Origin of the sequence: Sphingomonas lenta (assembly GCF_002288825.1) — a bacterium.
Taxonomy (GTDB): domain Bacteria; phylum Pseudomonadota; class Alphaproteobacteria; order Sphingomonadales; family Sphingomonadaceae; genus Sphingomonas; species Sphingomonas lenta.
Genome location: NZ_NSLI01000003.1, coordinates 617,244 through 640,691, shown reverse-complemented (window position 1 = coordinate 640,691; position 23,448 = coordinate 617,244). Strand labels below are relative to the sequence as shown.

The following is a 23,448-nucleotide window of genomic DNA, read 5'->3' as shown; positions in this document are numbered from 1 at the left end:
GCGTGGCGGACCTTCCCCGCTCCGCCGCCAAGCCGGGCGTCAACCCGCTCGTGATCGCGGTGCTGGTGAGCTTCGGCACCCTGTTCGAGGCGCTGAACTCGACCGCGCTGTCGGTGGCGCTCAACACCACGGCGGGCAATCTCGGCGCGACCGCGGAGGAGAGCGACGGCCTCATCACCGGCTACCTCGTCGCCAACGCGGCCGTGATGCCCTTGTCGGGCTGGGCCGCCACGTACTTCGGGCGCAAGCCGTACTTCATCTTCTGCGTGATCCTGTTCACGCTTACGTCTGTGCTCTGCGCCATGGCCTGGAGCATCGAGTCGCTGCTCGTCTTCCGAGTGCTTCAAGGAGCGGCCGCAGCCGGCAATGCCTCCAGCGAGAGCTCCATCATCGCCGACAGCTTCCCGCCGGAGAAGCGGGGCCAGGGCTTCGCGATCTACGGCATGGCGGTGGTGGTCGGGCCGACGCTGGGGCCGGTGTTCGGCGGCTGGGCGACGGACGAGTACAGCTGGACGCTGATCTTCTGGCTCAACGTGCCGATGGGGATCCTGGCGGCGATCGGCTGCTGGCTCCTGATTGAGGACAAGCCGCCGATCATCGAGGAGTCGAAGAAGCGTCGTGCGGCGGGCCTCGGCGCGGTCGACTGGATCGGCGCAGGCCTGGCGATCGTCGGACTGGCGGCGTTGACGATCGTGCTCGACCAGGGCCAGTCGGAGGATTGGTTCGGGTCGAGCATGATCACGGCCGCGACCATCGTCTCGGTCGCGACGTTGCTGATCCTGCCCTTCTGGGAGCGGTTCCGGCGCGACCCGATCCTCGACTTCACGCTGTTCCGCAACCCGAACTTCGCGCTGAGCTTCGTGTTGCTCTTCGGGGTTGGCTGCGTGCTGTTCGGGGGCACGTCGCTGTATCCGCTCTGGCTGCAACAGTCGTTCGGCTACACCGCGACGGACGCGGGGCTGGCGCTCGGCTTCGGCGGCTTGGCCGTGTTCCTCCTCATGCCCGCCGCGGGCGGGCTCACCGGCAAGGTGGCGACGCGGCATCTGGTGGCGATCGGCTTCAGCATCATGGCCGTCGGCCTGTTCATGACGGTGCGCGTCTACGAGGACTACAGCTTCTTCCAGCTATCGCTGGTGCGCATCGGCCAGACGATAGGCGTATCCATGCTGTTCGTGCCGCTGCAAAGTCACGCCTTCATCGGCGTGCCCGGCCGGTCGAGCGAGCAGGTGGCGGCGTTCATGAACCTGGCGCGCAACCTCGGCGGGTCGGTCGGCACCGCGCTTGGCGTGACCTTGTTGGAGCGCAACCGGCAGTCCTATCGCGAGGACCTGGTCGGCTACGCCAACCCGTTCCGCGACGAGTATGCGCAGGCCGTCGAGGCGTATGGCGGCGAGCAGGCGTTCAACCGCGTCATCGAGGAGCAGGCGACGTTGCTCGCCTATGAGAACCTGTTCTTCGTCTACGGTGTGGTCGCGCTTGTGGGTGTGCTGATCGCCATGATGCTCAGGGGCAAGCCGACCGGGAAGGAGCAGGGATGATGCGGACGATCGTCGTCCTCGCTCTGCTGACCGGCGCGTGCACGCTTGGGCCCGAGCCCACCAAACCCGATCCGCGTGTGGGCCTGAGCACGCCCTACGCCAACGCCGCCGACCCGTCCGCGGCGAACCGGCTGCTGCCGGGCGATCCCGGCGACCGGCCGGAATGGTGGCGGACGCTACGCGATCCGGTGCTCGACCGGGTGATCGCCGACGCGCTGGCGGGCAATCTCGACCTTGAGATCGCGCGGGCGCGGCTCGCCCAGGCGCGCGCGCAGCGACGCATCGCGGGTGCGGAAGGCCAGCCTACGGTGAGCGCCAGCGGCCGCGCGACGCGCCAGCGCATCAGCGAGAACGGTATCCCGATCGGCGGCGGAGGAAGCCAGGGTGGCGGACAACAACCCGACCAGGGCGGTCAGCCGGGGCAGGGTGGTGTTGGCGGGGGCGGACAGGGTGCTGGCGGCTCGCCCTTCTCCGGCCTGCCCGGATCGACGTTCGAGCAATACCAGGTTGGCTTCGACGCCTCCTGGGAGCTGGACCTGTTCGGCGAGGCGCGGCGTGGGCGTCAGGCCGCCGGCGCCCGTGTCGAGGCGGCGGAGCTGGCGGTCGCCGACATCCGCACGAGCCTGGCGGGCGAGCTGGTGCGCGACTACGCCGCGATCCGCGAAGCGCAGGCGCGGCTCGCCGTCGCGCGCGCCAATCTGGACGCCGCGCGGCGCACCGCGTCGATCACGCGCGAGCGCGACCGGGCGGGGCTGGCGACGGGCCTCGACGTCGCGCGCGCGGAGGCGGCGGTGCGTGGCATCGCCGCGGCCGCGCCCGCGCTGGAGGTGCAGGTGCGGCAAGGCGCGCAGCGGCTGGCGGTCCTGTCGGGCCGCGAGCCGGGCGCGCTGCTGACGCTGTTGGAGACGCCGCGACCCGCTCCGCTCGCGCCGCGCACGGCCGCGCTGGGCCTGCCGTCCGAGCTGCTCCGGCGGCGGCCCGACATCCGTCAAGCGGAGCGCAATCTGGCGGCGGCGACTTACGACGTCGGCGGCGCGGTCGCGGACCTCTATCCCAGCTTCACGATCAACGGCTCGGCGGGCTTCCAGTCGACCGCGCCCGGCTCGCTGTTCGACTGGGCGAGCCGCTTCTTCAGCCTGTCGGGCAACCTGCTCGCGCCGCTGCTCGACGGCGGGCGGCGGCGCGGCACGGTGGCGCTCCGCCGCGCGCAGGTGGACGAAGCGCTGGCGCGCTACCGCCAGACGGTGCTGGCGGCGTTCCAGGACGTGGAGGACGCGGTCGTCGCCTTCGACCGCGATCAGGACCGTCTCGCCGAGCGCGAGGCGGAACTAGCCGAGCGCGAGCGCGCGGTGCGCATCGCGCGCGAGCAGGACCGGGCGGGTCTGGTGACGCTGGCGGAGGTGCTCGACGCCGAGCGCGACCGCTTCGCCGCCGCCGACGCGGCCGCTGCGGCGCGCGGCGCGGTGCTCGCCGACTGGGCCGCGTTGCAAAAGGCACTGGGGGGCGGCTGGGTCCCGCCGCCCGAGCCTGCCTATACGGAGAAGCACTGATGGCTCGCCAGCTCGTCCTGCCGCTGCTCCTGGCCCTGACGGTCGCGGCCTGTTCCGACCCGCTCGAAGACGAACCACGGGGACAGGCTATTCCGACCGAGTCCGTCCGCGGCACGGTCTACGCGCCCGGCTCTGGCGGCGGCGGTGGAGGAGAGGGGGGCTCCGCGGAGGACGGCGGAAGTGGGTCGGGCGCGATGGCGGGCGGCTCCGGCGGGTCAACCGGGTCCGGAGGCGACGCAGGCAGCGCTTCAGGTTCCGGCGGCCGGTCGGGCGGTGCGAGTCCAGCCGGCGGTGCGGGCGGTGAGCCAGGCGCAGCGCAGGCGGCTGGCTCCGGCCGCAATGCCACCGTGCAGCCGAGCGCCCCGCAATCACAGGGCGGCGCGCCCGGCGCGGGACAGGGGCAAGCGGAGGGTGGGGGTAGTTCCGCCCCGCAGTACTCTAGTTAAGCCGTCGAGCTCGCTATAACGGAGCGCGCTCGCGCCCACCCTGGTGTCTAGTTAGACTCGTCCGCTCAACCCTTCTCGCGCCGGGAAGCGATCGGATCAGCTATGATCAACGTCGATTGATCAACTAAGTATGAACAGATGTCCGGTTCTGGGGAGAGATCCAGCCGGCCCGAATGTCCGGACGTGGGTCTTAGCGCCCCTTAGCTTTAGCTAGGTCCCAAATGTGGCCAGTCCGTTCGTAACGCCGCCCAATATGCATGCGCGCTGGCGCAAACGCCCTGCCCTCGCGGTTCTCTAGTTCCTCGCCAGCACTATGAGCGAGGCCTGAAAGACGACCGCTGGTGGCTCAGAGAGGACAGTCCCAGGGCGATTTCGGCGGAACATACTGACCATTCCAAAAGCGACTACACGAGTCACCGGCGCAGAGAATTCCAGACTAGATCAACGGCTTACATCTGTATAACATTGTGGTACAAAGCTGCATGTCGTGTAAAACAGGTTTTGGCCTGTAAGATCAACAACTTATCTGCGGCGTCGCCGCGTAGGGTGTGCATGAAATGATCCGTTGCGAGGCAGCTCGTAGGGCCAGGTTCCCGCTTCTGACCTTCCGCTGCATTACGGGACGCCAGTGGGACGCGAGAACAGCTTCCCCCCAGCGTTAGCAATCAGCAGCACCAGCTTCGTCATCTTCCGTCGCCTGTAGATGTAGAGCTGGATGAGGAAGTCGATCATCCCGGTGTGATCGCTGGACCTCTCGCTGAATGATAACCTTCGTCCATCTGCCGACGGCACAGAGGGCTAATTCGCGTGAACGTCATGCCTCAGCCACCACCGGCTCACGTCCGCAAGAAAAATATTGCTGGGGGCCTTTGTGGGGGCTCTCCAGATAAGAGCTGGCAGAATATTGTAGTATGTCAGCTACTTAGCGTCAACATGCGAGTCCTCTTCTGGCACCATTTCACCGACAACGAAGCGGTCGACGCTTCTTCGGACGACGGCGCTGCCCGTTGCGCATATTCGGGTGAGCGGGCGTTCGGCCTCAGCCGAGCGGAACCGCCACTAACCCTGTCAGCGCCGCGACCAGCTCCCGCTCGCGGATCGGTTTTTCGAGGCGCGGCGCGTGGGAGAGCTCGTCGGGGATGACGGCCTCGTCATAGCCGGTCACGAACACGAACGGGACGCCGCGGTCGGTCAGCAGCCTCGCCAGGCCGAAATCGGGGCCCGTGCCGAGGTTCACGTCGACGACGGCCGCGTCGACCGGCCCGGCGTCCAGTAGGTCGCGCTCGTCGCAGGAGCGGCCGAACGGCCCCGCCACGCTGGCGCCCGCGCGCTCGAGCAGTTCCTTCTCGTCGCTCGCCAGGTAGAAATCGTCCTCTAGGACGAGGATGCGCTTCCCCGCCAGCGGCCGCTCGTCCGTCATGATCGCCCCACCTTTCCGTCGTCGGTCTGCAGGATGCTCGGCAGGTCTTCCAGCGGGAACTCGATCGTGGCGACCAGGCCGGTCGGCCTGAACTCCATCGTCCCCGTGCCGCGCAGCTCATAGGGCACGCGACGCGTGATCAGCTCCGTCCCGAAGCCCTGGCGGCTCGGCTCCCCGTCCGTCCTCACGCCGAACTCCGACCAGATCAGGCCGAGCTGCGGCTTGCCGTCGCCTTGCAGGAGCGCCCAGCGCACGTCCACGCGCCCGTCCGGCTGGCGCAGCGCCCCGTATTTGACCGCGTTCGTCGCCAGCTCGTGGATCGCGAGGCCCAGCACTTCGGCGGCCTTGGGCGAGAGCGCCACGTCCGGGCCGGTCACGGCGTATCGGTCGGGCTCCGCCGCCTGCATCGTCAGCTCGTCCAGGACGAGGTTCTCGAGGTCGACGGTGGCGTGGACGGCGCGGGTCAGCAGCGCCTGGGTGCGCGCCATGGCGCTCAAGCGCCCGTCGAAATGCTGGACGTAATCCTCGACCGTGTCCGTGGTCTCCCCGGTCCGGCGGGCGACGGAGCGGAGCATGGCCATGATGTTGCGCACCCGGTGCTGCAGCTCCTCGAGCAGCAGCCGCGCCCGACCCTCGCTCTCGCGCAGGTCCGTCACGTCGTGGCCGATGCCGCCGATGAGCGCGATCCCGCCCGCGCCGTCCGGTATGGGAAAGTCGGTGTTGCGCAGCCAGCGGACCGCGCCGTCGCTCGGCCGCCTGATGCGATATTCGAAGGCGACGTGCTCGCCCCTGCGGACTTTCTCGATCTCCCCCGTAACGCGCTCACGGTCCTCGGGGACGATCAGGTCCATCCAGTTGCGGTAATTGTCGCCCTCCAGCGCCTCCTCGCGGCTGATTCCGTAGATCGCCTCGAACGCCGGGGTGAGGTAGGTCCACTTCAACGTCTCGGCGTCGCGCATCCAGAGGATGTCCTGCGACGCCTCGCCGAAGCGGCGGAAGCGCTCCTCGCTCTCGCGTAATGCGTCCTGGACGCGCCGCATCTCGTCGATGTCGGTGGACGTGCCGAGCCACTCGACGATGCGCCCGTCCTCGTCGTGGACGGGGACGGAGCGCGTGTGGTGCCAGACATAGGTGCCGTCCTTCGCCCGCCTCAACCGGTACTCGGCGTCGAGCCTGCCGTGGGGAAGCGCCTCGTCCCAAGCCCTGAGCGTCGCTTCGCGGTCGTCGGGGTGCACCGCGTCGAGCCAGCCGCGGCCGTGGCTCTCCTCCTGGCTCTGGCCGGTGAACTCCCGCCATTGCGGGCTTGACCAAGTCCAAAGCCCCTTGTCGCAGGACGTCCAGACGAGCTGGGGGATGCCTTCCATCAGCGTGCGCGCGCGCCGCTCGCTCTCGGCCAGCGCGCGTTCGGCGACGCGGCGCTCCGTCAGGTCCTGCGCGACCCCCGCGACGCGGCGGACGCGCCCGGAGGCGTCGAAGATGGGGAAGCCCGTGTCGCGGACATAGCGGACGCCGCCGTCGCGGCGCCGCACGCGATATTCGGCGGTGTAGTTGCGCCCGGCGAACAGCGCCTCGATGCCCTCGCCGGGCAGCGGCAGGTCGTCGGGGTGGAGGCGCGCCGCCCATTGGCCGAGGTCGGCCATGACCGCCTCGCGCGGCTCGCCCCAGATCCGCTCGTACGCGGGGCTGATATATTCGAGCCGACGGGTCGCGGCGTCCACGATCCACAGCACGTCCTCGCTGGCCTCGGCGAAGGAGCGGAAACGCTCCTCGCTCTCGCGCAGCGCCGCTTCCGCGCGGGCGCGCCTGATGGCCGATCTGGCGCGCTCGGCGACCTCCCGGATCAAATCGATTTCGGACGACGTCCAACGCCGCGGCGCGGCGCTCTGGACGGCGAACAAGCCCACCGCCCGCTCGTCCTCCAGGACGACCACGTCGATGAAGGCGGCGATCCGCCGCCCTCGGAGCTCGGCCTGCCCGGCCTCCGGGAGCCGCGGGTCCCGTTCGATGTCGTCGACCCGGATGACCGCGTCCGCGTGATAGGCGTCGCCGAACTCCGGGCCGAAAGGCTCCATCGAATATTCGCCGACGATCGACGGGACGCCGCGGGCGCAGTCGAGATCGACCGTCAACCGATCGCCCTCGATCCGGCCGTAATAGACCCGGTCGACGTCGAGGCGTTCGCACAGGCGGTGGGTGGCGACCTTCGCGATGTCGGAGGCCTCGGTGAGCGGTCCCAGGGTGTCGGACAGCGCGAGCAGGAACGCCTGCCGATCCTCGCTCTCGCGCAGCGCCGCTTCCGCGCGGGCGCGCTCGACGGCGGCCCAGGTGCGCTCGGCGACGTCCTCCACCAGCGCGACTTCCGCCGCCGTCCAGCGCCGAGGCGTTTCCGACGCCACCAGCAGAGCCCAGACAGGATTGTCGGCACCCTTCCGCGCCGAGGCGACCATCAGCGCACCCATGCTGAGCGCGGCGAAGCCCTGCTTGTCCGCGTCGGCCAGCGATGGGTCGGCCGCCGCGTCCGAAAGCACCAGGGTCGCCGACTCCACCCGAGCCCAGGCTTCGGGAAAGTTGGACAAGGTTATGACGCCTTCCACCGCGGCCAGGTCGGCGCGGCGATATTCGGGCCCGATCTCGGCCCGGTCGCCCGCCTTGTCGACCTGCGCCACACAAGCGCGGTCCAGGCGCATATGCTCGGCGAGAAGGTTGACCGACGTCAATGCGACGGCGCGCGGGTCCTCCTCCGTTCGCAACCTGTCGCTCAGCATCAGCAGGAAGGCTTGCCGCTCTTCGTCCTCGCGCGTGACGGCCTCGGTGCGGACCTTCTCCACCGCCACCCAGACCCGCTCGGCCGTCTCGCGGACCAGCTCGATCTCCAGGTCGGTCCAGGCATGCGGGCGCACGTCGTGGACGGCGAGAACGGCGACGAACTTGCCGCCGCGCAGCAGCGGAACGGCGGCGGCCGCCCGTACTCCGTACCCGGCGAAGGCGTTGCGCTCCTCCGCGGTCGGCCGAGGATCGGTCAGGAGGTCGTCACTGTGGAACGCGCGCCCGGCCTCCAAGCATTCGGCGACGAAGCTGCCGAACTGGTCGATGCGGTGCCTGCCGTCCAGAAGCGGAAGGCCGTCGGCGAAACCGATCCCGTCGGTGTCGAAATATTCGCCGCCGTCGACCTCATGATATTGCACGCGGCTGACGCCAAGATGCGTGCCGAGCATGTGCATGGCCGCCGCCTTCATGTCGTTCGGCGCCGTCAGGCGTTGCAGGATATCACTGAGCTCGAGCAGGAACGCCTGGCGTTCCTCGCGCGCGCGCAGCTCGGCCTCGGCCCGCTTGCGATCGGTGATCTCGATCAGGGTGCCGAGCGCCCGGGACGGTCGGCGATCGCCGTCCGGCCCGGCGAAATAGACCTGCCCATGGCTCAACACCCATCGCTGGACGTCCGGATCGTTCGGGGCGAGCCGATGCTCGAAGACGTACCGGCCTGACGACTCGCCACCCATCGCATGGGCGAGTTCGGCGTCGACTCGGGCGCGGTCGTCGGGGTGGACGGCGCCCTCTAGGACGCGCGCGCCGACCAACGGCTCCTCGACCCCGACCAGCTCACTGAATCGCTCGTTGGCGGTTATGCAGTCGGTGACCAGGTCCCATTCGTAAACGGCGAGGTCCGTCGCATCCAGCGCAAGCAGCAGCCGCGCCTCGCTCGCCGCCAGCGCGGCCTCGGCGCGGGCCTTCACGACCTCCGCCCACAGCCGCTCCGCGACCTCCTGCACCAGCGCGACCTCGTCGTCGGTCCAGCGCCGCGGCTCGTGCTGGTGGACGCTCAGATTGACCGTCAGCCCGCCGTCCACGACCAGCGGGACGCTGAGCAGCGCCTGCACGCCCAGCGCGGCGACCGCGCGATAGGCCGGATGGTCGCCCACGCGTTCGATATCGTCGATCCGCACCGTCCGCCCGGCGCGCAAGTCGTCCATCACCGGCCCGTCATGATCCGCCAGCGCCAGGGTCGTCGGGAAGGGGGCGGCGCCGTCGGCCGACCAACCGGTGAAGACCTCGGCGACGCCCCTCGCCTCGTCGAATTCGGCGAACAGTACGCGGGAGGCGTCCAGCCGCTCCCCCAGCTGGCGGGCGGCGACCTCGATCTTCTCGGTCGCGCTCGATCGCGCGCGCATGGAGTCGCCCAGCGCGAGCAGGAACGATTGCCGCTCCTCCGACGCCGCGATCGCCAGGCGCGCCCGGACCTGCTCGGAAACGTCGTCGAAGTAGCAGACCACGCCGTACCGGCCGTCGGACAGCGTGATACGCTCGATGCGCCACGAATAATATTCGACGAGGCCGCGGTCGGCGCGCAGTTCGCCGCGTTCCGGCGTGACATACGCTTCCCCCGTCTCCAGCGTGCGGCGGAACAGGGCCGCGACCTCGTCGGCGTACGGCTTCTCCCAGAGCCTATGGATCACTTCGCCGAAGTCGCGGCCGATAAGGTCCGGGATGTCGCCGAAGACGGGCTGGGCGACGCCGTTCACCTGCGCGATGCGAAAATCGGCGTCGACGAGGTAGATGCCGATCGGCGCCTGATCGACCAGCGTGTCGAGCTGCTCGCCGCGATGGCGGCTCTCGGCCTCGGCGCGCTTGCGGGCGTCGATGTCGATGTTGAGGCCGGCCCATTTCTCGATCATTCCGCCCGCGTCGAGCACGGGCGCGGCGCGGACGTTGGTCCAGCGCCACCCGCCATCGGGCGCGCGCAGGCGGAACTCGGCGTCTACGCTCCCTCGGGCCGCGACCGCGTCGCGCCATCGCCGCTCGGCATAGGCGCGATCGTCGGGATGGATCGCGTTCAGCCAACCATAGCCGAGCCATTCCTCCAGCGTCTGCCCGGTATAGGCGCGCCAACTCGGGCTGTCGGCGACGACGCGGCCATCGGCATCGGTCTCCCACACCGCCTGGGTCCAGCTCGCGGTCGAGAGCCGCCGCCTCGCCTCGCTCTCGCGCATGGCGGCCTGCGCCCGATGCCGGTCGGTAACTTCCGTCAGCATCTGCAGCGCGCCCGCGACCGCGCCCGTTTCGTCGCGGACCGGCGACAGGTGCGCGTCGAAGAAGCGCGTGGTGGACGCGCCGTCCGGCCCGGCGAGCGTCACCGGATGGTCGGCGAGCCGCAGCGCGCGGCCGGCGCGCATCGCTGCGCGCAGCCGCTCGTTCGCCGCCTCGGCGATGTCGGGCCAGCCCTCGGCGATTGGCCGGCCCAGCAAGGACGGGTGCCGCTCGCGCGCGATCGCGACGTAGGCGTCGTTGTAGATCTGGACGCCCTCGGGACCCCAGAACAAGGTCGCCGGCCCCGGCATCGCCAGCACCATGTCCACCGCCGTGCGCAGGCTCTGCGGCCAGCGCTCGACCGGCCCGAGCGGCGTCGCCGCCCAGTCGAGCTCCCGCACCCGCCGCGCCATCTCGCCGGCGCCGAACGGCCAGGCGGCGTCAGTCGTTGGCGTCGAGGTGCCGGCCTTCATGGTCCAAATGCAGATAGTTCGGGTTGAACATCGACGCCCGCATCAGCGCCTTCAGATCGGGGATGGTCAGCCGCCGCTGCGCCAGCTCGATCAGGCCGTCGCCGCGCAGCTCCTGGAGCGTCCGATTGACGTGCACGGGGGTGAGCCCGGTCGCCTCGCCGATGTCGTTCTGGGTGATCGGGAAGTCGCAGGCGTCGCCCTGCGTCAGGCCCACCACGCGCAGCCGCACGAACATCTCGACCAGCAGGTGCGCGATGCGCTCGCGCGCGGTGCGCTGGCCCACGTTCAACAGCCATTCGCGCTGCACGGCGGACGTGACCAGCTCGTGCCACAGCAGCGCCCGAGCAATACGCGGCCGCGCCTCCATGACCCGCTCCATCTCGTCGGGCGCGATCTGGATATAGCCGACGCGGGTGATCGCGCCGACGGAATGGTCCATCTCCTTCAAGATATAGACGTTAAGGTCGCAGAAGTCGCCGGGCACGAAGAAGCCCACGATCTGCCGCCGCCCGTCGGGCAGCGTCTTGTAGCGGCACGCCCAGCCGCTCAGGATCAGGCGCACGGTCCTGGGCTCGTCGCCCTCGCGGATAAGGTCGTGGCGCGGCGAGGCCTCCTGCACCGGCGCGCGGCCGAGCGCGGCCAGCGCTGCGCGGTCCTCTTCCGAGAAGCGGGTATAGGCCTGCAGCTTGAGAATGAGACGGTCCGTCCTCTGATCAACCCTGGTGAGCATGGACGTTAGCTCCGTCGCGCGAGGTCTCCGCCAACATGGATCATCATACCATCGAGACGCAACGAAGCAGCGCGCGCAAGGGTTCAAGCGCTCCGTGCGGCGCGATCCCGCCGCGGCCTCACCCCGCCTTGAACCGCACCCCGATCCACAGCGTCCGCGGGGTCGCGCGCTCCACCACGTCCGCGCCGGTCACCGCGGCCTCGACGCGCTCGTTCAACAGGTTCTCCCCACGCGCCTCCAGGCTCAGCGCGGGCGTCAGCGGCACCGACGCGAAGGCGTCCAGCGTCGTCGCGGGTGCGAGGGTGCGCGTGTTCGCGTCGTCCTCAAACTGGCGGGCGGCGTGGCGGAGCGTGGCGGAGACGGTCGCCGCGCCGCGTCGCCAGCCGAGCGTCACGCCGATGAGGTCGCGCGGGGTCTGCGCCGGGCGCAGGCCGTCGAGCGCGGCGGCCTCGCCCGACGCCTCGACGCGCGGGTCGGTGCGGCTCCACGACGCCTGCGCGAAGACGGGACCGGCAACGACGGAGGCGTCGACCTCGAAGCCGGTCGATCGGATCGCGTCGAGATTGCGGCGGACGCGGTACACGCCGCCGGCCGCGACGAAGCCGACGCCGGGGAAGGTCCCCGGCCCCCGCCCCGCCGTGACGTTCGCGATCGCGCCGCGTAAGCGGTTGTGGAACAGCGTCGCCGACAGGCTCGCGCCGGGGAAGGGCGTCAACGTCAGCCCCGCCTCCGCGCCGTCGAGCCGTTCGGGCGCGAGCTCGGCGTTGGCGGCGACCGCGTCCGCGCCGACGCGGAACGGGCGGTATAGTTCGTTCAGCGTCGGCAGCCGCCAGCCGCGATATGCCGCCGCGCGCAGGCTCAGCGCGTCCGACGCGCGCCACGCCGCGCCCGCCCTGCCCGTCCACTCGGTCCCGGAACGGTCGCGAAACCGCGCATCGGTCAGCGCCGCGCCGCCCGCCAGCGGCCGTTCGAGCAGGAAGCCGTCCGCGATCCGCCATCGGTCGACGCGCCCGCCCGCCGTCAGCGTCGCCGCCCCCAGCTCGACCGCGCCGTCGGCGAACAGTCCAATAGTCCGGTTCGCGCCGCCCGCCACCCGCCGCCGCGTCGGCGCGGCGTTGACGAAGCTGTAATTCTCCTGGGTCCGCCCCTCCACGTCGCGCCATTCCGCGCCGAGCCGCAGGTCCGCCCCCGCGCCCACCGACGGCCGCACCTCCAGCCGCGCGCCGAGGCCAGTGGCGGGCGTGCCGTACTGGTCCAGCGTCCGCGTGACCGTGGTGCGCGCGGCGTTCACGCCCGCGAAGCTCGTCGCGAGCGAGCGCGTCTGCAGGTACGCCAGCGCCGACCAGCCCCAGCGCCCGCGCCCGACCAGCCGCACGCTCGCCTCCGCCCCCTCGCTCCGAATGTCGGAGAACGCGGTCCCGCGCTCGCGCCGGTCGGTGGAGGCGGTGACGTTCGCCTGGATCTCGGTCGCGGGCGCGATCTCGACCACGCCGCGCACCGCGCCCGACGCCTGTTTGTACGGCGCGCGCCGATCGACGGGGCCGCGGTCCTCGCGCACGATCGGCACGAAACCGTCGCCCCGCGCATAGGCCCCCGACAGAGTCGCGAAGCCGCCCGCCCGCTCCAGCATCGCCGCCGCTTGCGCGTCGACCGAGTCGCGGCCGCCGCCGAACGCCGCGCCCTCGAACGCCCCGAGCTGATCGGGCGTCGCGCTCTCCAGCTCCACGGTCCCCGCCAGCGCGCCCGGCCCCGCATAGCCGCTCCCGCCGCCGCGCGTGACGCGCACCGCGCCCAAGCGGCCCGTGGCATAGGCGGGGAACGCCACCCAGCCGCCGAACGGGTCCGCCTGCGGCACGCCGTCGAGCAGCAGCGCCACCCGGCTCGACGCGCTGCCGCCGAAGCCGCGCAGGTTGATCCCCTGGCTCGTCGGATTGGCGCTGCGCGAGTCCGAGCGGCGGAACTGCTGCAGCCCCGCCACCTCGGCGAGCACACTCTCCAGCCGGTTCGACGCCGCCCGCTCGATCCGCGCACGGTCGATCGTGACCACGTCCGCCGCGCGGTCGCCGAGGCGCTCATCGAGCCCGCGACCGGTCACGACCACCTCGGGCGCTTGCTGGGCGGCGGCGGGAGCGGCGGTGAGCAGGAACGCGAGCGGGAACGACTTCATCGCGCGCCCGGTAGTCGACGGGCGCGGCCCCGCCTACCCCGGCTGTTCCCCAAAGCTTCCTCACCGCTATGGTGCGTCCGATCCAGGGCGGTCCGGGGAAGACGAATGCACAAGAAGCTGGTGACCCTCGCGGCCCTGGCGCTTTCTGCGGAGGCGCTCGCGCAAGGCCTGCCGCCCGCGCCCTCGCAGCAGGGGGACGCGCAAGAGCCGCCGCTCTGCACAGACCGCCCGACCAAGTCGAACGCCGCCTGCACCGTGCCCGCGGGCGCGATCCAGATCGAGACCGACCTCATCGCCTGGACACGCACCGACGCTGCGGGGACGCGCGTCGACACGATCGCCTACACCAATCCCACGCTGAAGCTCGGCCTAGGCCGCCACACCGACGTCCAGTTCAACATCGCGCCCTATGTCGAGACCCGCGTGCGCACGCCTGACGGCGCGGTGGAGCGGATCGGCGGCGCGGGCGACCTCGTGCTGCGCTTGAAGCAGCGCCTCACCGACCCCGACGCCGCGCTCCAGGTCGGCGTCATCCCCTTCGTGAAGGCGCCCACCGCCAAGCGCGGCGTCGGCAACCGCGAATGGGAGGGCGGCGTGGCGGTGCCGGTCCAGTACGCGCTTCCGCGAGGCGTCACGCTCACCTTCGGGCCGGAGGTGGACCTACTTCACGACGCGGACGGGCGCGGCAAGCACGTCCAGCTCGTCGGCACCGCCAACATCGCCAAGGCGGTCGCACCCACCGTCGGCGTCGCGGCCGAGCTGTGGACCGCGCAGAATTACGATCCCGCGGGCACGGTCCGGCAATATTCGGCGGACGTGGCGGTGACCTGGCTCGTTCGTCCGCGGCTCCAGCTCGACGCCGGCGCGAACTTCGGGCTCAACCGCGCGACGCCCGACGCGCAAGCCTATCTCGGCCTGTCCACCCGCTTCTAGCGCTCCCACGCTCCCCGCCTGCCGCCCGCCAGCTCGCGGTCGAGCGCGAAAGCGGCGGAGATCAGCGCGAGGTGCGTCAGCGCCTGCGGGAAGTTGCCCAGGTGCTCGCCCGCCGGGCCCAGCTCCTCGGCGTAGAGGCCGAGATGGTTGGCGTAGCCCAGCATCTTCTCGAACAGGAGCTGCGCCTCGTCCAACCGCCCGGCGCGCGCCAGGCATTCGATGTACCAGAAGGAGCAGGTGGTGAACGCGCCCTCCACCCCCGCCAGGGCATCGACGTCCGCGCTCGCCTGCCCGTCATAGCGGCGGACCAGCGCGTCCTCCGTCAGGTGTCTGCCCACCGCGTCGAGCGTGGAGAGCCAGCGCGGGTCGGTGGGGCTGATGAACTTGACCAGAGGCATGAGCAGGCACGCCGCGTCGAGCGCCTTGGCCCCCTTGAATTGCACAAACGCCCCGAGCTCCTCGTCCCAGAAGTCGCGCATGATGCTGTGGTGGATCTCGTTCCTGGCGTCTACCCAGCGCGGAAAGGGCGCGGGCAAGGACCGCTTGCTGGCCAAGCGGATCGCCCGGTCCACCGTCACCCAGCACATGAGCCGCGAGTGGAGGAACTCGCGCCGCCCGCCGCGGAACTCCCAGATGCCCTCGTCGGGCTCGCGCCAGTTCTCGCACACCCAGTCGACGGTGGCGCAGATATTGACCCAACCGTCATACGGCGTCGGCTCGCCGTACTTGTTGGCGAGGTACACCGCGTCCATGATCGCGCCGTAGATGTCGAGCTGCAGCTGGTCGTAGGCGTCGTTGCCGATGCGCACGGGCCGTGAGCCCATATAGCCCGATAGATGCGGCAGCTCGCTCTCCGTCAGGTCGGTGCGGCCGTCGATGCCGTACATCACCTGGAGCGTACCGTCGCGCGGCCCCTCCTCCACGCGCGCCCTGATCCAGCGCATGAAGTCCGCCGCCTCGCCCGTATAGCCCAGCCGCATCAGCGCGTAGAGCGTGAAGCCCGCGTCGCGGATCCAGGTGTAGCGGTAATCCCAGTTGCGCGGACCGCCGATCGTCTCCGGCAGGCCGAAGGTGGGTGCTGCCACGATAGCGCCCGTGTCGCGCGACGTCAGCAGCTTGAGCGCCAACGCCGAGCGCATCACCATCTCGCGCCAGCGGCCGCCATAATGCGAGCGCGCCGCCCAGCCGCGCCAGTAGCGCACCGTGTCGTCGAAGCACTGCGCGGAATAGCCCTCGAGCCCGCAGGGCAGCTCGGGCGCGTCATAGCCTTCCAGCAGGAAGGTCGCGCTCTCGCCGGGCTTGAGCGTGAAGCGCGCGACCGCGTCGTCGCCGTCCCGCTCGACGGCCACGGTGGCGACCAGGCGCATCGGGATGACGCCGTCGGTCTCGGGCCGGAACACCGCCGCCCGGTCGTCCAGCTCGAGCCGGTGCCCGGAGCGGGCGTAGTCGAAGCGGGGCGCGCACCGCATGGCGAACGTGACCTCGCCGCGCACGGCGTGCGCGATCCGCACCAGCCGGCCCTCGTCGCCCGTCATCGGCATGAGGTCGGTGATTTCCGCCACGCCATCGGCCGACAGAAAGCGCGATACGAGCACGTTGGTTTCCGGCAAGTAGAGCTGGCGCCGGCGCACGGGTCCGCCCAGCTCGGGCGCGAGCCGGAAGCTGCCGCCCTTATCCCGGTCGAGCAGCGCGGCGAAGACGGACGGCCCGTCGAAGCGCGGCCAGCACATGAAGTCGACGGACCCGTCCAGCCCGATCAGCGCCGCAGTGCGCAGGTCGCCGACGACGCCGTAATCCTCGATCGCCGGCGCAGACGCCGACGCGGCGTCGGCTGCGTCCCTCATGGAAGGGATTACGCCCCAGAACCGTTTCGGCTCCGCTTCGTCTCGCCGCGCTCCGCTTCCGTCGCAGCGCGGTTCCGTCCGCCCGCCTCGGCTGCGATCCGACGGGCTCGACCAGGAGCCCCGACCATGACGTCCCGCCTCGCCCCAGCCCTCGCTCTAGCCCTGTTGCTCGCCGCCGGCGTCGCCGACGCGCAGACCGCGCCCGCGCGCATCCGGCCGGAGGTCGCGTCCGGCGCGATGAACGAGTATAACTACAGCCTCAGCGACGACGGGCGCACCGCGGTGTTCGCGCGGTCGGAGGCGGACTTCCGTCGCGCCAAGATCATGGTCGCGGAGCGCAGGAACGGCGCGTGGACCGCGCCCGAGCCCATCGCCTTCTCCGACGACCGCTGGCGCGACTCGGACCCGTGGCTGACGCCCGACGGGCGCACGCTCCTCTTCGTCTCCGACCGCCCCACCCCGTCGCGGCCCGACAGACACGACCTGGACATCTGGCGCTCGGTGAAGCGCGACGGCGTGTGGCAGACGCCCGAGCACCTGGGCCATGTCGTCAACGGCGTGGGCGAGGAGCTAGGGCCGGAGCTGCACGACGGCCGGCTCTACTTCGCGACCGCGCGCAAGAGCGGCATGGGCGGGCTGGACGTGTACGCGGCGGAGGTGACGGCCGACGGCTTCGCCAAGCCCGCCCTGCTCCCCGCCCCGATCAACTCGGCCGCGAGCGAGAGCGACTTCACGCTGAGCCGCGACGGCCGCACGGCGCTGTTCTGGCGCATGGTGGACGGCCAAGGCCGGATCCACATGAGCCGCCGGACGGGCGACGCCTGGTCGGAACCGGTCCCGCTCAACGCCGCGGTCAACGCCGGCCGCTTCAACTTTACCCCCGCGCTCAGCCGCGACGGCAAGCGCCTCACCTTCGCCAGCGACCGCCCGCGCGAAGGCCAGCCGGAAGGGATGGCGGACTTGTACCAGGTCGTGTTCGCCGACGCGCTCTGACGGTCAGGCGATCCGGTCGCCGAGCTTCAAGAGCTTGCCCTGCGTGACGATCACCAGATCGCTCTTCCCTACCGCCTCGAACAGCTTGGCGGCGAAGGGGGTGGGCACGCCGATGCAGCCGTGCGTCGCCATGCCGTATTTCACGTCGCTGCCGTGGATCGCGACGCCGTCCATGGTCAGGCGCAGCATGTACGGCATGGGCGCGCCGTACAGGTTCGATACGTGGTCTCGATCCTTCTCCAGGATCGGATAACGGCCGAGCGGCGTCGGCTTGTCGTCCGCGCCGTAGAGCACCGCCGCCGTGCCGATCTCGTGCCCGCCCCGGAACACGGAGATGGTCTGCGCCTTCAGGTCCACCGTCATGACGACGCGTCCGCCCGGCGGCGCGCCCTCCTCGTTCCAGACCCACTCGCCGAAGCCGATGCCGGCGGGGATGTCGAGGATGCGCTTCACGACCAGGGTCGGCTCCGGCCGGGGCGGTGCGGGCTCGACCGCGGGCGGGGCGCGCTTAGCGGGCGCCGCGGCGAGGACCGGCTTCGCGTCGACAATCGCAGGTGCGCCGGACAGATATGGGGCCGCCACCGCCCAGCCGATCACCGCCAGCGCCGCCGACAGGACCACCAGCGCGACGATCCGCATGCCGTTCGCTCCGACTCCGACCACCAGCGACCTCCTTCGAGCCCAAGGTCATGCCCAAAGCGGTGCGGGCTGACTAGACGCGCTTTCCGGCCGTTCCGGATCGGGACGGGCATGCGATCGGTTAACCGCGTCCGGCGCCGCATTGACCGGGGCGCGGGCGCGTTGCACGGTGGCTGCACCGTTCGAGGGGATCGGGGGAGAGCGCATGACGGATCAGCCTGATACGCTCGCCGGCCGGCACCTGCTGGTGGTCGAGGACGAGTATCTCCTCGCGGACGACCTCGCGTCCAAGTTCCGCGCGCAGGGCGCGTCCGTGGTCGGCCCCGCCGCGAACGTCGAGGACGCGCTCGCGTTGCTCGACGGGAGCGAGCCGGTCGACTGCGCGGTGCTCGACATCAACCTGCAGGGCGAGAAGGCGTTTCCGATCGCCGACCTGCTGATGGAGCGCGACGTGCCCTTCGTCTTCGCGACCGGCTACGACGCGTCCGCCATCCCAGAGCGCTTCGACGGCGTTCAGCGCTTCGAGAAGCCCGTCGAAGCCGCCGGGATCGTCCGCGCGCTGCTGGGCTAGGCACCCGCGTCCACGCGCTCGATCAGCGCGCGCACGCTCTCGGGCGTAAAGGGCTTCTCCAGCACCGGCCGGTGCGCGCTCTTGAGGAAGCGCTCGGCGGCCGCGCCCAGCGTGTCGCCCGTGGTGAACGCCATGCGCCCGGCCAGGTCCGGCCGCGCGGCCGCGATCCAGGCGTGGAGCTCCGGCCCGTCCACGTCGGGCATGCGCAGGTCGCTGACGATCAGGTCGTACCGACCCTCGCCCAGCCGTTCCTTGGCCGCCGCGCCGCCGATCGCGATCTCGCATTTATAGCCTTCGACCGACAGAAAATCGGCGAGAGACTCGGCGATCTCTCGCTCGTCGTCGACCACCAGCGCGCGGCGCGCGGCTACCGGGGACGGCCGCGCCGTCTCCGGCTCCACGCGCGGCAGGGTGAGCGATACGTCGATCGGCAGGGTCAGCCGGAACGTCGCCCCCATCTCCGTCGGCAACAGCGCCAGGCGGCCACCATGCGCCTCGGCCAGGCCCTGGCTGAACGACAGGCCCACGCCCGTCCCCTCGCCTTGCGGCTTGGTGGTGAAGAAGGGTTCGAAGATGCGGCGCTTGAGCTCTTCGGGCACGCCTGGGCCATTGTCCGACACGTCCAGCACCACCGTGTCCGGCTCCGGCCCGCGCGCGGTCGTCAGCACCAGCCGCCGATCGTGCGTCCCCGCCTCCTTCATCGCGTGCTGCGCGTTCACGACAAGGTTGATGATTACCTGGTGCAGCTGATCCGCGTCCGCGGCGATGCGCGGCAGGTCCGCCGCCAGCCGCCGCTCGACCGCGACGCCGTCGGTGCGCAACCCGTAATCCGCCAGGTCGAGCGCGGCGACCGCAACCGCGTTCAGGTCCACGGGCTCGCGCTCCGGCCGCTTGGCGCGCGCCATCGCCAGGAAGGTCTGGACGATCCGGGCGCAGCGGTCCGCGGCGCGGCGGATCTTGAAGGCGCGGTCCGCGAGTTCGGTGCCCGCGGCTTGCCGCTCCATCATCACCGCCTGCGCGACGACGATGGAGAGCGGGTTGTTGAGCTCGTGGCTGACGCCGGCCAACAGGCTGCCCAGCGCCGACAGCTTCTCCGTCTGGTAGAGCGCCTCGCGCGAGCGCTGCAGCGCGGTTTCGGCCGCCTTGCGGTCGGTCAGATCGATGGTGAAGCCGCCCGTGCGCGCCAGCCCATGCCCCTCGATCGGAAAGGCGATGGAGAGCGCGGCGGCGTAGCGGCCGTCGTGCCGCTCGCGCGCCAGCTCGGCGCTGACGCGCTGGCCCGCCATCGCCTGGCGCTCCAGCCGCTCCACCTCGCACGCGATCTCCGGCGCCATGATCTCGGCCACGCGGCGGCCGAGTATGTCCTCGCGCGGGCGGCCGATCGCGTGGGCGAGTTCCTGGTTGACGCGGATGTAGCGGCCATCGGCGTCCTTCAGGTGCATGCCGATCGGCGCGTTCTCCATGAACGTCGCCAGCAGCGCCTCCGACTCCGCCATGCGCTCCTCGAACCGCGCGCGCTCCAGCGTCGCCCAGGTGCGGTCGGCGATCTCGCAGATCAGCCGCACCTCGCTCTCGTTCCAGGCGCGCGGCGTCGGCTGCATGACGGACAGGACGGCCTGGAGCCGTCCCCCCACCAGCAGCGGCACGCTGACGCCCGACCGCACCTCGGCGGACGCGTAGACGCTCTGCGAGGAGAGGTCGAACAGCGGGTGCGTGGTCACGTCGTTCACGACCAACGGCCGCCCCGTCATGTGGTCGGCGACGACGCGCGAGCCCAACGCCGCGAAGGGGAAGCGCCGGCCCGCCAGGCGGACGGCGCCCTGCGTCCATTCCTGGATGACCTCGAACTCGTCCCCGGTCTGCGTCGTCTCCGCATAGTTGACGCGCCCGGCGCCCAGGTGCCGGCCCAGCCGGTCGAGCGTGGCCGCGAGCACGGCGCGCGGGCCGGACTCGTTGCGGACCGCGTCGCTCCAGCCGATCACGAATGCCTGCTCACGCTCGCGCTCCTTGAGCGCGGCCTCGGCGCGGGCGCGCTCCAGCATCGTCCAGGTGCGGTCGGCGACCTCGCGGATGAGCTGCACCTCCGCGGGCCGCCAGCGGTGCGCGCGTCCGTGCTGCACCGACAGGACCGCGCGCACCCGGCCGCCGCGGACCATCGGCACGCCCAGGAACGAGACGGCGTCCACCGCGGCATAGGCGCGCGCGGCCGCCGCCTCGAACCGGTCGTCGGCGTGCACGTCGTCAACCACGACGACGTCGCCGGTGAGGTACGCGTGGTGGACGCCGTCGCTGACCGCCTCGCGCCGCGGCACGAAACCGCCGTCCGGCCCGGCGTCGCGCCGCCATTCCTGCACCACTTCGAAGCGTCCGCCGGCCTCGTCGCCCTCGGCGTAATTGGCGCGCGCCGCGCCCAGATGCAGGCCCAGCCGCTCGATCGTGACGTCCACAATCGCCTCCGGCGAGGTCTCCGCGCGCACCGCGTCGCTCCAGGCGAGCAGAAAGGCCTGGTTGCGCTCGCGCTCCTTCAGCGCCGTTTCGGCGCGGGCGCGCTCCAGCACGACCCAGGCGCGGTCAGCGACCTCGTGCATCAGCCTGACCTCGTCCTCGCGCCAGACGCGCGGACCGGGCTCCTTGACCGACAGGACGGCGCAGACCCGGCCCTCGCGGACCAACGGCACGCTGACGAACGCGCCCACCCCGTTCTCCCGGTGAAAGGCGCGCGCGGTCCTGTCGATGCGCGGGTCGGTTTCGACGTCGTCGCACCGCACGACCTCGCCGGCGGCGAAGCACCCGTGGATCGCCGCGCCCACCTCCTCGATGCGGTAGCGCACGCCCATCGAACCCCGCACGCCGTCGCGACGCCACTCGGCCGCGGTGACGAACAGCCCGTCCGCCTCGTCGCGCTCGCCATAGTTCGCGCGCGACGCGTCCAGGTGCGTCGCCAGCCGTTCCAGCGTGATCGCCATGATCGCCGACGCGGAGGTGCGCTCGCGCAGCGAGTCGCTCCACTCGATCAGGAACCGGCCGTGCCGCTCGCGCTCGGTCAGCGCCGCTTCGGCGCGGGCGCGCTCGAGCGCCACCCAGGCGCGGTCGGCGACGTCGCGGAGCAGCCGGATCTCACCGTCGGTCCAGTGGTGGGAACGCCGGTGCTGCACGGAGAAGACGGCGCGCACCTTGCCCTCGCGCACCAGCGGCACGCTCAGGAACGCGCCCACCGTGCGGCGGCGATACGCCTCGCGCGCGGCCTCGTCGATCAGCCGATCGGCCTCGACGTCGTCCGAGCCGACCACGTCGCCGCGCGAGAAGCGCCGCCAGATGTCCGCGCCGACCTGATCGATTTGGTAGCTGTTGCCGACGGTCACCGCCGCCGCCTCGTCGCAGCGGTGCTCCGCCAGGATCGTGAAGGAGCGCGCGTCCTGGGCCACCTCCGAATAGTTCGCGCGCGCCACGCCGATCTGCTCGGCCAAGCGCTCCAGCGTGACCGAGAGGATGTCGGGCACCGACCGCTGGTCGCGCAACGCGTCGCTCCACTCGACCAGGAAGCGCTGGTGCCGCTCGCGCTCGGCCAGCGCCGCCTCGGCCTGGGCGCGGCTGTAGGTGGACCAGGTGCGCTCCGCCAGCTCCTCGACGAGCCGCACCTCCTCGGGCGTCCAGTCGCGCGCGCTCTCGTGCTGCGCGCTCAGGATGACGACGAGCCGCCCGTCCTTGACCAGCGGCACGCTCACGCCCGAGCGCACGCCGCGGCTCCCGAAGAAGTCGCGCACCTGCGGCGTGATGATCGGTGTCAGCTCGTGGAGGTCGCGCGACACCACCGTCCGCCCCTCGGCGAGCGTGGCCAGCAGCGGCGCGAACTCGGCGGGCACCTGAATGGGGTTGTCGTCCCAGTCGCCGCTCGGGTCGGCGGCGGCGCCGTGCAGGTTGGCGAACACCCCCGCCATCTCCTGCGCCTCGCTATAGACGACGAAGGTCACGTCGAGATGCTCGCGTAGCGCGTCGGCGGCGATGTCGAGGATGCGCGCGGCGTCCGTCTCCTCGCGGATCGCCTCGCTGACGTGGCGGAAGAACGCCTCGTGCCGGTCGCGGCTGTGCTTCTCCGTCAGGTCCACCTGCACGCCGCACCAGCGCGCGATCGCGCCCTCGGCGTCGTGGATCGGCACCATGCGGCTGAGGAACGGGTGGAACATCCCGTCCGACCCGCGCACGCGGACGATGCCCTCCACCGCCCGTCCGCCGGTGAGCGCCGCGTCCAGCATGCCCGTGGCGGAGGCGAGATCGTCGGGATGGACCACCGCCGCCGCCGCCGTGGGCAGCCCGTCCGCGCCGTAGAACTCCAGCCCGCGCGCGTTCATCCAATGGCCCAGCCCGTCGGGACCGGCGAGCCAGCAGATGCCGGGGAAGTTCTCGGCCAATTGGCGGAATTGCTCCTCGCTCTCCTTCAGCCGGGCGACCGCACGCGCGTGGCGCAGCGCCGCCCAGGTGCGCGCGCCGACATATTCGACCAGCTCGACCTCTTCCGCGGTCCAGTCGCGCGGCTCGCGGTGCGTCGCGGAGAAGAGCGCGACGAGCTCGCCCTCATGGACCAGCGGTACGGAGATGCACGCGCGGCAGAAGGTCTGCTCCAGCATCGCCGCTTCGTCGGCGGGCAGGTCGAGGAGCCGCACGTCGGACACCGTCATGGTGCGGCCCTGCTGATAGGCCTGCACGAAGGCGTTCTCGCGATAGATGGGGATGCGCCCGACCAGGCTCGGGATGCCGTCCGTCCAGTCGAGCGGGATCGTCATCCAATCCTCGCCCGGCTCCACGTCGCCGTAGCCGATGCGGGTGACGCGCAGGAACCGCCCCACCGCCTCGGCGGTCACGCGCAGGATCGTCACGGGGTCGGTCTCGTGGACGAGCGTCTCCGACAGCCACAGCTTCAGCGCCGCCGCCGACCCGAACTGGAAATGATGACCGACCCTATCCAGCATGCCCGCCCCGTCCCTGCGGGCGCACCATAGCACCGGAGCGGCCGAAACGGGAGAGCGCGGTCGATCTCCGCCTCCCGCTTCCCCTCCCGCCGTCATGCTGAACTCGTTTCAGCATCCATGGCTGTACGGACGACTCAGGCTCGGTCGCGCGC

At 71.1% G+C, this 23,448-nt stretch carries 12 protein-coding genes; 5 read left to right on the top strand and 7 right to left on the bottom strand.

Annotated features, from left to right (window positions below; translation table 11 throughout):
• Nucleotides 1-2: 2 nt before the first annotated feature.
• Nucleotides 3-1,538 (top strand): DHA2 family efflux MFS transporter permease subunit, encoded by a 1,536-nt coding sequence (locus tag CKY28_RS10300; protein WP_176473048.1) that lies wholly within the window; start codon nt 3-5, stop codon nt 1,536-1,538.
• The gene (locus CKY28_RS10295; RefSeq protein ID WP_095998227.1) at nt 1,535-3,088 is read left to right on the top strand and encodes an efflux transporter outer membrane subunit; all 1,554 of its coding nucleotides are present in this window, start codon (nt 1,535-1,537) and stop codon (nt 3,086-3,088) included. The genes CKY28_RS10300 and CKY28_RS10295 overlap by 4 nt, the downstream gene beginning before the upstream one ends.
• A 1,485-nt stretch (nt 3,089-4,573) precedes the next feature.
• Here the strand turns inward: CKY28_RS10295 and CKY28_RS10290 are convergent.
• The 4 genes from CKY28_RS10290 to CKY28_RS10275 form a co-directional block, all read right to left on the bottom strand.
• On the bottom strand, nt 4,574-4,954 hold the full coding sequence (locus CKY28_RS10290; RefSeq protein WP_095998226.1) for a response regulator: 381 nt from the start codon (nt 4,952-4,954) through the stop codon (nt 4,574-4,576).
• Nucleotides 4,951-10,452 (bottom strand): PAS domain S-box protein, encoded by a 5,502-nt coding sequence (locus tag CKY28_RS10285; RefSeq protein WP_095998225.1) that lies wholly within the window; start codon nt 10,450-10,452, stop codon nt 4,951-4,953. The genes CKY28_RS10290 and CKY28_RS10285 overlap by 4 nt, the downstream gene beginning before the upstream one ends.
• Nucleotides 10,421-11,182, bottom strand: coding sequence for a Crp/Fnr family transcriptional regulator (locus CKY28_RS10280; RefSeq protein ID WP_095998224.1), 762 nt, complete (start codon nt 11,180-11,182; stop codon nt 10,421-10,423). The genes CKY28_RS10285 and CKY28_RS10280 overlap by 32 nt, the downstream gene beginning before the upstream one ends.
• A gap of 118 nt (nt 11,183-11,300) precedes the next feature.
• Nucleotides 11,301-13,349 (bottom strand): TonB-dependent receptor, encoded by a 2,049-nt coding sequence (locus tag CKY28_RS10275; RefSeq protein WP_095998223.1) that lies wholly within the window; start codon nt 13,347-13,349, stop codon nt 11,301-11,303.
• A 105-nt stretch (nt 13,350-13,454) separates the two neighbouring features.
• Here CKY28_RS10275 and CKY28_RS10270 point away from each other — a divergent pair, with 105 nt between their 5' ends.
• Nucleotides 13,455-14,282 carry a transporter gene (locus CKY28_RS10270; protein ID WP_095998222.1) on the top strand — a complete coding sequence of 276 codons (828 nt, stop codon included), beginning with the start codon at nt 13,455-13,457 and terminating at the stop codon, nt 14,280-14,282.
• Here the strand turns inward: CKY28_RS10270 and CKY28_RS10265 are convergent.
• The gene (locus CKY28_RS10265) at nt 14,279-16,126 is read right to left on the bottom strand and encodes a glycoside hydrolase family 15 protein (RefSeq protein WP_095998221.1); all 1,848 of its coding nucleotides are present in this window, start codon (nt 16,124-16,126) and stop codon (nt 14,279-14,281) included. The genes CKY28_RS10270 and CKY28_RS10265 overlap by 4 nt on opposite strands.
• Before the next feature lie 126 nt (nt 16,127-16,252).
• On the opposite strand from CKY28_RS10265, the gene CKY28_RS10260 reads away from it, so the two are divergent.
• Nucleotides 16,253-17,119 (top strand): TolB-like translocation protein, encoded by an 867-nt coding sequence (locus CKY28_RS10260; RefSeq protein WP_095998220.1) that lies wholly within the window; start codon nt 16,253-16,255, stop codon nt 17,117-17,119.
• 3 nt (nt 17,120-17,122) lie between these two features.
• Here the strand turns inward: CKY28_RS10260 and CKY28_RS10255 are convergent, their stop codons facing one another.
• Complete coding sequence (locus tag CKY28_RS10255) at nt 17,123-17,782, bottom strand: L,D-transpeptidase family protein (RefSeq protein WP_245841758.1); 660 nt, start codon at nt 17,780-17,782, stop codon at nt 17,123-17,125.
• Between the two features lie 181 nt (nt 17,783-17,963).
• Here CKY28_RS10255 and CKY28_RS10250 point away from each other — a divergent pair, with 181 nt between their 5' ends.
• A complete protein-coding gene (locus CKY28_RS10250; RefSeq protein ID WP_095998218.1) occupies nt 17,964-18,329 on the top strand; it encodes a response regulator in 366 nt (121 codons plus the stop codon).
• On the opposite strand, the gene CKY28_RS10245 is transcribed toward CKY28_RS10250, so the two are convergent.
• A complete protein-coding gene (locus CKY28_RS10245) occupies nt 18,326-23,296 on the bottom strand; it encodes a GAF domain-containing protein (RefSeq protein ID WP_176473047.1) in 4,971 nt (1,656 codons plus the stop codon). The genes CKY28_RS10250 and CKY28_RS10245 overlap by 4 nt on opposite strands.
• Nucleotides 23,297-23,448: the final 152 nt, after the last annotated feature.